This is a genomic window from Morganella sp. TYF_1, assembly GCF_043105645.1.
Taxonomy (GTDB): domain Bacteria; phylum Pseudomonadota; class Gammaproteobacteria; order Enterobacterales; family Enterobacteriaceae; genus Morganella; species Morganella morganii_B.
On the sequence record NZ_JBICLU010000025.1, the window covers coordinates 85,765 to 98,444 of the forward strand.

The window sequence follows — 12,680 nt, forward strand, 5'->3', positions numbered from 1 at the left end:
CCTTAAATTTTACACGCGCCGCCTTCACAACCATCATCGTCGGCGATAACCACTTCCTCAGGCAGATCTTCCTGGGTATCTTCCGCACCATCGCGGGTATTGTGGTAATACAGTGTTTTCACGCCGTATTTATAGGCCAGCAGCAAATCCTTCAGTAACTGGTTCATCGGCACTTTGCCGCTCGGGAACCGGGTCGGGTCATAGTTGGTGTTGGACGAAATCGCCTGATCGACAAACTTCTGCATAATCCCCACCAGCTGGAGATACCCTTCGTTGCCCGGCATCTGCCATAACAGTTCATAGGCGGATTTCAGCCGCTCATACTCCGGCACGACCTGGCGCAGAATGCCGTCTTTCGACGCTTTTACGCTGATATAGCCGCGCGGCGGCTCAATGCCGTTGGTGGCATTGGAGATCTGCGAGGATGTCTCTGACGGCATCAGGGCAGACAGGGTGGAGTTGCGCAGACCGTGTTTTTTGATCTCTTCGCGCAGGCCTTCCCAGTCATAATGCAGCGGCTCGTTGGTCAGCTGATCCAGCGTTTTCTTGTACGTGTCGATCGGCAGAATGCCCTGTGAATAGGTGGTTTCGTTAAACCACGGGCATGCACCGTACTCTTTTGCCAGCTCATTGGAGGCTTTCAGCAGGTAATACTGAATAGCTTCAAAGGTGCGGTGAGTCAGGTTATTGGCGCTGCCGTCGGAATAGCGCACGCCGTGTTTCGCTAGGTAGTAAGCGAAGTTAATCACCCCGATACCCAGGGTACGGCGGCCCATTGAGCCTTTGCGTGCCGCTTCAATCGGATAATCCTGGTAATCGAGCAGGGCATCCAGGGCACGTACCGCAAGAATAGCCAGCTCTTCCAGCTCATCGAGGTTCTCAATGGCACCCAGGTTAAACGCGGACAGCGTACACAGCGCGATTTCCCCGTTCGGGTCATTCATGTCGTTGAGCGGTTTGGTCGGCAGGGCGATTTCCAGACACAGGTTGGACTGGCGCACCGGCGCGATAAACGGATCAAACGGGCTGTGGGTGTTACAGTGATCCACGTTCTGAATATAGATACGGCCGGTAGAGGCACGTTCCTGCATCATCAGGGAGAACAGTTCCACGGCTTTCAGCGTCTGTTTGCGGATAGACGGATCTTTCTCGTACTGCGCATAAAGACGTTCGAACGCATCCTGATCGGCGAAGAACGCGTCATATAACCCCGGTACATCGGACGGGCTGAACAGGGTGATATCCTGGCCTTTGATCAGGCGCTCATACATCAGTTTGTTGATCTGGACGCCATAATCGAGGTGGCGGACACGGTTGCCCTCAACACCCCGGTTGTTTTTCAGCACCAGCAGGCTTTCCACTTCCAGATGCCAGATAGGGTAGAACAGTGTTGCCGCACCACCGCGCACACCGCCCTGAGAGCAGGATTTCACCGCGGTCTGGAAATGTTTGTAGAACGGGATACAGCCGGTATGGAATGCCTCACCGCCGCGGATCGGGCTGCCGAGTGCGCGGATACGGCCTGCGTTGATACCGATACCGGCACGCTGGGACACGTATTTGACAATCGCACCGGAGGTCGCGTTGATGGAATCCAGGCTGTCGCCGCACTCGATCAGCACACAGGAGCTGAACTGGCGGGTCGGGGTGCGGACACCGGCCATGATCGGCGTCGGCAGGGAAATCTTAAAGGTTGACGTGGCGTCATAGAACCGGCGGATATAATCCAGGCGGGTCTCTTTCGGGTAATGCGAGAACAGACAGGCCGCAACCAGGATATACAGGAACTGTGCGCTTTCATACACTTCGCCGGTAACCCGGTTCTGAACCAGATATTTCCCTTCCAGCTGTTTGACGGCGGCGTAGGAGAAATTCATATCACGCCAGTGATCGATGAATTCATTCATCTGGTCAAATTCAGCTTCGGTGTAATCGGTTAACAGATTTTCGTCATATTTACCGGCAGCCACCATTTTCTGCACATGGGCATATAACGCCGGCGGCTCAAACTGGCCGTAGGCTTTTTTGCGCAGGTTAAAAATGGCCAGGCGGGCAGCCAGATACTGATAATCCGGGGTTTCAGCGGAAATCAGGTCGGCGGCGGCCTTAATCATGGTTTCATGAATATCTGCGGTACGGATCCCGTCATAGAACTGAATCTGGGAACGTAACTCGACCTGGGAGACAGAGACATTATTCAGGCCTTCGGCGGCCCAGGTAATGACGCGGTGGATTTTGTCTAAATCGATACGTTCTTTGTGACCATCTCGTTTGGTAACAAGCAGATTCTGGTTCATCAGTTGATATACCCTGTTTTGAAAAGGACACCTTACTGTGATTAACGCGCTGATAATGTATATCAGCCCGATAAAAAACGATCCCTGAAACAATTGTTCCGGGAAAGTCAATAGCGGGTGATGAGCGATTTAAACACAAGATGTAGTGTGTCTGTAAAAGATGGGTAACAAGATAATGATAAATGCGCTCAGGATCAAGTGTATAAAATCAGGATCTTTTGTGGATAACTTGAGGATAGTTACCCATGGACGGAGTGGTAAGCACTGAGATCGCTGATAAAATGAAACAGTGCTTACCTGATTACGCGAAGCGATAATTTTAGAAAAATGCGATTTGTTTGGCGTTTTATTAATCGGCAGAGTAATTAACTTGACACTATAAAATAAAGCGGGTATGCAACATATAATTTACATCCACATTGGATGCCAGCCAGAATTTATCGCTTAACGGATTGTAATGTAAACCGATCATATGCTGCTCACGCAGGCCGGTGTTATTCAGCCAGTCGATCAGCTCTGCCGGACGGATAAATTTTTTCGCATCGTGTGTACCGGGCGGCACCATCTTCAGAATATATTCTGCTGCGATAACCGCCATAAACCAGGCTTTTTTGTTGCGGTTAATGGTGGAGAACACCACATCCCCTCCCGGTTTGACCAGACGGGCACAGGAACGCACCACAGAGGCCGGGTCCGGCACGTGCTCAAGCATTTCCATGCAGGTCACCACATCATACTGCTGAGCATGCTTTTCTGCGTGCTGTTCCACCGTTTCCTGCACATAGGTGATATCGGTGCCGCTTTCCAGCGCATGCAGACGCGCAACCTGAAGCGGCTCCGCGCCCATGTCCAGTCCGGTGACGTCCGCACCTTCCCGCGCCATACTTTCTGCCAGAATTCCGCCGCCGCAGCCGACATCCAGCACTTTCTTCCCGAACACACCGTTAACCCGCTGCTGAATATAGGCCAGACGCAGCGGATTGATCCGGTGCAGCGGTTTAAATTCACCCTCCAAATCCCACCAGCGTGAGGCAACATCCTCAAATTTTTTAATTTCCGCAGGATCGACGTTGGCTGTCAGCGGGGAAGCTGTGTCATTCATGGTCTCTTTCTCTCTCTTGCTGCGGCAGAACCTGCCGGAATACGCGATGGCGTCAGTATACAATGCCGGACGCGGATGCGTCAGAAATAAAATACTCTCCCGATTTTTATATCTCCTTTTTTAAACATTGGCGATTTGTGGTATAGTTCCGCACCTTGAATCCGGAGTAATGAGGGATACTGGCTCCATGAGCGACAATGCCAAAGAAATCTTGCCCGTTAACATCGAAGAGGAGCTGAAAAGCTCGTATCTGGATTACGCCATGTCCGTTATTGTCGGACGCGCGCTCCCCGATGTCAGGGATGGTCTGAAACCGGTTCACCGCCGCGTGTTATTCGCGATGAAAGAACTGGGTAATGACTGGAATAAAGCCTATAAAAAATCTGCCCGTGTGGTCGGGGATGTGATCGGTAAATATCACCCCCATGGTGACAGTGCTGTGTATGAAACGATTGTCCGCCTGGCTCAGCCGTTCTCAATGCGCTATATGCTGGTGGATGGTCAGGGTAACTTTGGTTCAATCGACGGTGACTCCGCAGCGGCAATGCGTTATACGGAAGTCCGTATGGCAAAAATTGCCCATGAACTGTTAGCCGACATCGACAAAGAAACCGTGGATTTTGTACCGAACTATGACGGTACCGAAATGATCCCGGATGTGATGCCGACCCGCATCCCGAACCTGCTGGTGAATGGTTCATCCGGTATTGCTGTCGGGATGGCAACCAATATTCCGCCGCATAACCTGGGTGAAGTCATCGACGGCTGCCTGGCCTATATTGATGATGAAGATATCAGCATCGAAGGTCTGATGGAGCACATCCCGGGGCCGGACTTCCCGACAGCGGCGATTATCAACGGCCGCCGCGGTATTCTTGAGGCTTACCGCACCGGACGCGGCAAAATTCATATCCGTGCCCGCGCCGAAGTGGAAACGGATGAAAAAACCGGCCGCGAAACCATTATTGTTAACGAAATTCCGTATCAGGTAAACAAAGCCCGCCTGATTGAGAAAATCGCCGAGCTGGTTAAAGAAAAACGTCTGGAAGGCATCAGCGCGCTGCGTGATGAATCCGATAAAGACGGTATGCGCATTGTGATTGAAGTCAAACGTGATGCGGTCGGTGAAGTGGTACTGAACAACCTGTATCTGCTGACACAGATGCAGACCACGTTTGGTATCAATATGGTTGCCCTGCATCAGGGACAACCGAAGATCCTCAATCTGAAAGAAATTCTCAGTGCGTTTGTGCGCCACCGCCGTGAAGTGGTGACCCGCCGGACAATCTATGAATTACGCAAAGCCCGTGAACGCGCCCATATCCTTGAAGGTCTGGCGATCGCACTGGCTAATATCGATCCGATTATCGAGCTTATCCGCCGTGCACCAACACCTGCGGAAGCAAAAGCCGGGTTACTGGCACAGGCGTGGGAACTGGGTACGGTTGCCGCCATGCTGGCCGGTGCCGGTGATGATGCCGCCCGTCCGGAAGGTCTGGATGAGCAGTTTGGTATCCGCGATGGTCTTTATCATCTGACCGAGGTTCAGGCTCAGGCGATTCTGGATCTGCGTCTGCAGAAACTGACCGGTCTGGAGCATGAAAAACTGCTCGACGAATACCGCGAATTACTGGAACTGATCGCCGGTCTGCTGCATATCCTGCAAAGCCCTGAGCGTCTGATGGAAGTTATCCGGGAAGAGCTGGTGGCAGTGAAAGAGCAGTTCAACGATAAGCGCCGTACCGATATCACAGAAAATACAGCGGATATCAACATCGAAGATCTGATCAGTCAGGAAGATGTTGTGGTGACACTGTCTCATCAGGGCTATGTGAAGTATCAGCCGCTGACCGACTATGAAGCCCAGCGCCGCGGCGGGAAAGGTAAATCTGCCGCCCGCATCAAAGAAGAAGATTTTATCGAACGTCTGCTGGTGGCGAACACCCACGACACCATTCTCTGCTTCTCCAACAAAGGGAAGCTGTACTGGCTGAAAGTGTATCAGTTACCGGAAGCCAGCCGTGGTGCCCGCGGTCGTCCGATTATCAACATATTACCGCTGGATCAGGAACAGAACGAACGTATCACCGCGATTCTGCCGGTCCGCGAATATGAGGAAGGTAAATTTGTCTTTATGGCGACCGCCAGCGGTACCGTGAAGAAAACCTCCCTGCAGGACTTCAGCCGTCCGCGTAATGCCGGGATTATCGCCGTCAACCTCAATGAGGGTGATGAACTGATTGGTGTTGACCTGACTGACGGCAGCAATGAAGTGATGCTGTTCTCTGCTGACGGTAAAGTTGTCCGCTTTGCGGAAGATGCGGTCCGTGCCATGGGGCGTACTGCCACCGGTGTGCGCGGTATCCGCCTGGGTGATGACGATGCGGTCGTGTCACTGATTATTCCGCGCGGTGAAGGTGAGATCCTGACCGTCACCGAAAACGGCTACGGCAAACGGACTGCGGAAGCGGAGTATCCGACCAAATCCCGTGCCACTCAGGGGGTTATCTCCATCAAAGTGAGTGAGCGTAACGGGAAAGTCGTGGGGGCAATCCAGGTCGGCGCAGATGATCAGATTATGATGATCACCGATGCCGGTACACTGGTCCGTACCCGCGTCTCTGAAGTCAGTATCGTGGGCCGTAATACCCAGGGTGTGACACTGATCCGTACCGGAGAAGAAGAGAAAGTGGTCGGTCTGCAGCGTCTCGCAGAGCCGGAAGAGGATGAAAATGATTTCTCTGAAGACGGTGAAGTGACGGATGCAGCACCGGATGATAATGCAGAAGAGAATAACGATTAATATCACCGGTTTCCGGTAATATAAAATCAGAAAACGGATAAAGCAGGAACAATAATATTGTTCCTGCTTTTTATTTAGCCCGGGGGTTTTGTAAACATTGCACAGTGGTATATCCTAGACATAACAGTCTGAAACCTCGTGAATATATCAGATTCATTATTGACGGAGCCCCTTTGAGATACTTTTCATCTTTCCAGACATCACTGAAAATTTCGCGTTACCTGTTCCGGATCGTCGGTGTGATGTTATGGGGGCTGGGGGCGCTGGTGACGATATTCTATTTACTGAATATCTATAACGGGATGCGCAATGATATCCGCCAGCAGTATTATTCCGATTACGATGCCTTATTGGCCTATTTCCGGCAATCCACCGATATAACCCGCGATATCCGTTATATGAATGAGCGGTTTGTCGAAAATAAAGAAGTACGGCCGGGAGAACCGGCTGACCGGACGACTGACGGGTTTTTTATTGATTACCGGGCACTTAACACCAAAGGCGACTGCGCAGCGTTCCGTACCGGCAGCGGCCCCTATATTATTGCATTCAAAGATCTCCTGACGTACTGGCAGAATAATATTGCCGCCCCAACGGGGCTCAATCAGGTCTTTTTGGTCGGTTCAAAAACCCTGTGTATGGTGTCATTTCCGATCCGCAATCTCTCCACCAGCAGCGAAACGCTGCGCAGAATGGTCAATGATTACTCTCAGAACTATTTCCGCCTGAAAAGCCAGGGGAAAGAACGCACCATTTACTGGGCGGCACCGGGCAGTAATCAGGGAATGGCCAGCCTGTTTGTGATGATGCCGCTGTATTATGATGGTCGTTTTCTGGCGCTGATGGGCATTGAACGTAACCTGCAGCTGGAGAACTTCAACCGTCTGCGCGATTTTCCGGCGAATATGGTGATCATCAATGAGCAGGATGATGTTGTGCTCTCCTATCCGGAAGAAATTAACACGCAGAAAAATAAAGACAGCTATCTGGTGGATGACAATTATTTCGGCTATGACGACGGATTCACCCGGCTGGTCTTTAAACGCAGACTGACGCCGTCGCTGCTGAGTGTGGTGTATACCACGCCGCTGAGCTCAATTTATGAAAAACTGAAATTCCAGATCCTCAACGGGGCGATCCTTAACCTGATTTCCGCCATTATTATCGGGCTGTTCACCTGGCTGCTGGAGCGGCGGATATTTATGCCTGCGGAAAACAGCGCAATACGTCTGGAGGAGCACGAGCAGTTTAACCACAAAATTGTGGCCTCTGCACCGGTCGGGATCTGTATCCTGCGCACCCTCGACGGTACGGCACTGCTGAGTAATGAGCTGGCTCATAATTACTGGCGTATGCTTTCGTTCGAGGATCGCAATCGCATCGGTCTGCTGATAAAGGATAAGCGCCAGGGAATGGAAGATATGGTGACCCGTAACGGCGGGCACCTTCAGGTCAGTTTTGTGCATTCCCGTTACCAGAACGAGGAAGTGGCGATTTGTGTTCTGGTGGATATCAGCGCCCGTGTGCAGCTGGAAAGTTCATTACAGGACGCGGCACAGGCGGCAGAGCAGGCCAACCAGTCGAAATCCATGTTCCTCGCCACGGTCAGCCACGAGTTGCGCACACCGCTGTACGGTATCATCGGTAACCTGGAACTGTTACAGTCCATGGCTCATTCGCGGGATGCCCAGCGTCTGCTCGGCACCATGAATAATTCATCATCTTTATTACTGAAAATCATCAGTGATATTCTCGACTTCTCCAAAATTGAATCCAAACAGCTGAAAATTGAGCCGAGAGAATTTAATTTCCGCGAACATATTCACTTTGTGGTGGCAAACTATCTGCCGCTGGTGGCGAAAAAACACCTTTCTCTGTACTGCTTTATCGAAAAAGAGGTGCCGGAACTGGTCTGTAATGACCCGGTACGGATGCAGCAGGTGATCGCCAACCTGTTTAATAATGCGATTAAATACACGTATGTCGGGATGGTGTGTATTCACGTCTATGTCTGCGGTGAATATCTGCATGTGGATATTCAGGATACCGGCGGTGGTATCAGTGAAGATGAGCTGCGCCAGTTATTCGACCCGTTTTATCAGATTATGCCGAATACGGACAGCCCGTCACAAGGGACCGGGCTGGGGCTGCCTATCTGTGAAAAACTGATTTCACTGATGGACGGCGACATGATGGTGGAATCGCAGAAAGAGGTCGGCAGTCTGTTCGGGATCCGATTCCCGTGCTATACCGCTTATCCGTCCGGTCATCATACGGATATTGTGCCGCTGACTGTACCGCTGGTCTTTGATTTCCGGAACGGCGTGCTGGCGGATTATATGCAGCGTTACTGGCAGGATATTGCCGCGGTCCCGGTGGCGCTGTCTGAATGTCCGGATATTACCTGTGCGGTGGTGATAACGGATGTGGTCACGCCGGCGATGAAACAGGCCCGTCTGCTGATTGAGCTGGATGCCGGTTATACCGACAAACCGGTGCCGCAGGGCGGTAATCACTGGCGGCATAACACGCATCAGCTCGACGGGTTGTTTGATTTTGTTTCCGATCGCCTGAATAACCGCCGTCAGGAAGCGGATGATCTGCCGCCGCCGCCGTTGCCGGACAGTCAGCAGGCGGTGCATGTCCGGATCCTGATTGTGGATGACCATCCGATTAACCGCCATCTGCTGTCCGATCAGCTGCATCTGTTCGGCTACCACACGGCAACGGCGGATGACGGACTGGATGCACTCAATTTCCTCGAAACCCATGAAGTGGATATTATTCTGTCAGACGTCAACATGCCGAATATGAACGGTTATGACCTGACGCGCACACTGAGAGAGAAGGGCATGACACTGCCGGTTATCGGGATCACCGCCAACGCGATGGCAGAGGAGCGCGAGCGCTGTCTGGCCTCCGGCATGAATGACTGCCTTTCCAAACCGGTCTCGATGCAGGCGCTGCGCACCATGATGGCGCACTATATCCCGCAGGTCACACCACCACAGGCAGAATAACCGGACACATAAAAAAACCGCCATTCAGATGAATGGCGGTTTTGTATCAGTATGGTAAAACGTTTCCGGATTACTCGTCCCGGGGGCTGTCGATAGTGACAGACGAAAGGTAATTAAGCAGAGCGATATCGTTATCCACACCCAGCTTCAGCATGGCGGATTTTTTCTGGCTGCTGATGGTTTTGATACTGCGGTTCAGTTTACGCGCAATCTCAGTGACCAGATGCCCTTCGGCAAACAGACGCAGAACCTCACTCTCTTTCGGAGACAGGCGTTTATCGCCGTATCCGTTGGCATTCACTTTTTCCAGCAGTTTGGAAACGCTGTCAGGCGTGAATTTCTTTCCTTTCTGTAACGAGGCCAGTGCTTTCGGCAGATCAGCAGGCGCTCCCTGCTTCAGTACGATCCCTTCGATATCGAGGTCCAGTACAGCACTGAGGATCGCCGGATTATTGTTCATGGTCAGCACAATAATCGCCAGGTCAGGATAATGGCGCTTGATATACTTAATAAGCGTGATGCCATCACCGTATTTATCTCCCGGCATGGAGAGGTCAGTGATCAGAACATCTGCATCCAATCGTGCTAAGTTATTGATAAGTGAAGTGGAATCTTCAAATTCACCAACAACATTAACCGTTTCCAGCTGTTCCAGAGACTTTTTTATCCCGAACAGAACAATAGGATGGTCGTCAGCGATAATAACATTCAGGTTATTCATACTCTTGGTTACCTTGCTGCAGCAATTCAGTGACAATGGCATCAATTTCCCGGATACCTTCATCCACTTTCATTTTGTTTTTGTCAGCGATACAGCGTTCTATATCTTCACAGCGTGATTTCAGATAATCAAAGTCGAGTACAGCAAAGACCCCTTTGACCCGATGTACTGTCAGCGCCAGTGGCTGCAATTCACTTAATTCTGCTTCTGTGTACATCTTACTTATATCAGGAGGTACTGTGGTGGCAAATAGATCTTTATACGTACTTTGTGCCAGCTGATTTTTATATAATGCAACAACTTCCCCGACGGAAAGTGCTGCTGTATTAATACCCGGATTCCCGGGTAAGAATCTATCATCAAACTCATCCGAAGTTAAGCTTTGTTCGATAAGCAGCGTAATAGCATTCAGAATTTCATCATTGAAATTATAATTACACTCCACCAGGGAAGGTGTAATCATTTTATGTTCAATAATATCATTTCGTAAAAAGAGAATTGGCTTTCTCGCTTTCTTATCAAAGTCAGTTATCAGGATGTCATATTCATCTTGCAATAATGCGCGATTTTTATCAAATAAAATTCCGCCATTTTCAATTATAATTGTGTTAATTATTTCCCGAATGCTCGGATTAATGATATTGATCTTAAACAGCGTGTCTTCCAGCACCTCTGACGGCTCACCGATCATCTCAGTGGCAGGCAGCGGCAGCTCAACGCTATAGTGAGTACCGATATCCGGTTTACTGTCTATTTTCAGTTCACCTTTCAGCTTCTTACATAATAAATCACACAAATAGAATGCCAGTCCGGAGTTCGGACGACCTTCACTATCCGCGACCTGAAACATAAATGGATCATGCCGGTTAACAAGATCAGATTGCGGCAGACCCGAACCACTGGCGATTATTTCAAATTTGATATTATTATGTTCATCTTTGAATATATTCTTAAGGCGAATAACTAATTTCCCGTATCTTAAATTGCTGACGGCGTAATTCAGCAATAATAAAAAAATCTTACTGATAACAGGACCGTCACCAATATAATTCAGCTGCTTGTTAATTCCGTTATGAAAATAAAGCGGAATACCTTTGTCATTTATCTGACGTGAGAATTGTTTAACAATATCCTCAGCCATCTGTGACAACAGGAATTCATCATTGGTCGGCTTCCAGTCATCGGTTTCCAGGTCAGCCAGCAGAATGATGTTTTCAATCCACTCACACAGATGACCGGATTCTGTCACCACTTTATCCATCAGCTGAGCACCGGCCGGGTCGGTGACATACGGTGCCAGTGTATGCAGATCATTACCAAGCTGCTTGACCGGCACCACCAGCTCGGAACGGATATTCGATAACACGGACTGACGGGCTTTGATACTTTTCTTATACTCGCGGTCAGACAGTTGCAGACGGCGCGCGGTCAGTGCCTCCTGATCCACATCCCGGAACAGGATCAGGTACGTATCATTCATATCACGGACCGGATTCATACTGACTTCATAGACCACATTATCAATGGTGGTCTGGATCCGGCCGTGATGCTCCCGGGCCATATCGCGGGTTTTGTTCAGGTCACTGAGGGTCAGCAGCTGGGTGGCAATCGTATTACCGACCAGCCGTTTATTGGCGGCAAAATCATAAATCGCCAGCCCGACAGGCACCTGAGCCACAATCTCATTGGTTATTGCCTCACTGTTTCTGGCCTGACGAACCAATGTATTGAGCGGAGAAATAAATCGCTTACGGATATAAACGAGGCCGCCGACGGAAAGTGCAGTGAACAGGAAGGCAGAAATTAACAGCCAGATATTCGCCGACAGCATTTCTTCGGCCAGTGCCAGCAGCGAGAGCTGATAAACCACCTGATACGGCATTTCACGCAGACGGTAACTGAGTTTCAGTGACAGGCCGTTAATACTGATTTGTACCGCATTCGGGCGGTTACTGAGCGTATGGGATCCGGCCGGGATCAGTGACAGATTGGACAGATCCAGATTGTCCGGTACCAGGTTATTCACCGGTAAATCAAACGCGACCACGCTGGTCAGCTGACCGGGGTTATTGAACATTGCGCGGTAAGTATAGTAATACGTTGATTCTGACGGCATCTTGGTAAAAGAGGAGAGTGTCTCCCGTTCATCCAGCGCGGTGGAATCCGCCAGCATTTCTGCCCGTTTCTCATCGGCTCCCAGCGTCAGCTGGCTTTCACGATAGCGCAGTTCCGGGCGCAGGGCGGAGTGGGATGTGACCAGCAGCAGACTGTTATCCAGACCGTTAAGGTAATACATGGAATTAAACTGATTCTCGCCGCCCCACAAAATGGTCAGATAATCCGAAAAGCGCCGTGCAATGGCATACGTCTCATCATTGGTCTGACCGAATAAAATGGCATCCACCACCGGTACACGGCTGTCAATCCAGTAAATATCATTCAGGATCTTATGCGGGGGAACGAGTTCGGGCCGTTTATCGGTATCCGTGGTATTGGCAAGCCGGAACAGCTCAGCGGACTGATAGCGGTAGGTTTCAACCTGATGTTCTATCCGGCTGCTGAAACTGTAGAGTGCGCCTTTCTTGCTTCCCAGCCAGGCATCGTAATAGTTATATCCGTATAAAAAGAGAGATAAGACTAATAACGAAATAAATGATGCATAAAAGCCGGGTATCGCATAAGGCCTGGAATGTGACTGTCTGTACATATGTTCCGTTGCAACCTTATAGTAAGTACT

The 12,680-nt window shown here is 50.3% G+C and carries 6 protein-coding genes; 2 read left to right on the top strand and 4 right to left on the bottom strand.

Annotation, left to right across the window (positions count from 1 at the left end; genetic code table 11):
* Positions 1-2 precede the first annotated feature (2 nt).
* Entirely contained in the window at positions 3-2,297 is a 2,295-nt protein-coding gene (gene nrdA / locus ACF8OF_RS11955) for a class 1a ribonucleoside-diphosphate reductase subunit alpha (protein WP_262861868.1), read from the bottom strand.
* Between the two features lie 376 nt (positions 2,298-2,673).
* The gene (ubiG, locus tag ACF8OF_RS11960; RefSeq protein WP_025152238.1) at positions 2,674-3,399 is read right to left on the bottom strand and encodes a bifunctional 2-polyprenyl-6-hydroxyphenol methylase/3-demethylubiquinol 3-O-methyltransferase UbiG; all 726 of its coding nucleotides are present in this window, start codon (positions 3,397-3,399) and stop codon (positions 2,674-2,676) included.
* Between the two features lie 187 nt (positions 3,400-3,586).
* Between ubiG and gyrA the strand changes: the two genes are divergently transcribed.
* Positions 3,587-6,202 carry a DNA topoisomerase (ATP-hydrolyzing) subunit A gene (gene gyrA, locus ACF8OF_RS11965; RefSeq protein ID WP_262883492.1) on the top strand — a complete coding sequence of 872 codons (2,616 nt, stop codon included), beginning with the start codon at positions 3,587-3,589 and terminating at the stop codon, positions 6,200-6,202.
* Positions 6,203-6,375: 173 nt separating this feature from the next.
* Entirely contained in the window at positions 6,376-9,222 is a 2,847-nt protein-coding gene (gene rcsC / locus ACF8OF_RS11970) for a two-component system sensor histidine kinase RcsC (protein ID WP_392496753.1), read from the top strand.
* A gap of 70 nt (positions 9,223-9,292) precedes the next feature.
* Here rcsC and rcsB read toward each other — a convergent pair whose 3' ends face one another.
* The gene (rcsB, locus tag ACF8OF_RS11975) at positions 9,293-9,943 is read right to left on the bottom strand and encodes a response regulator transcription factor RcsB (RefSeq protein ID WP_262858702.1); all 651 of its coding nucleotides are present in this window, start codon (positions 9,941-9,943) and stop codon (positions 9,293-9,295) included.
* Entirely contained in the window at positions 9,936-12,650 is a 2,715-nt protein-coding gene (gene rcsD / locus ACF8OF_RS11980; protein ID WP_392496754.1) for a phosphotransferase RcsD, read from the bottom strand. The genes rcsB and rcsD overlap by 8 nt, the downstream gene beginning before the upstream one ends.
* Positions 12,651-12,680 lie beyond the last annotated feature (30 nt).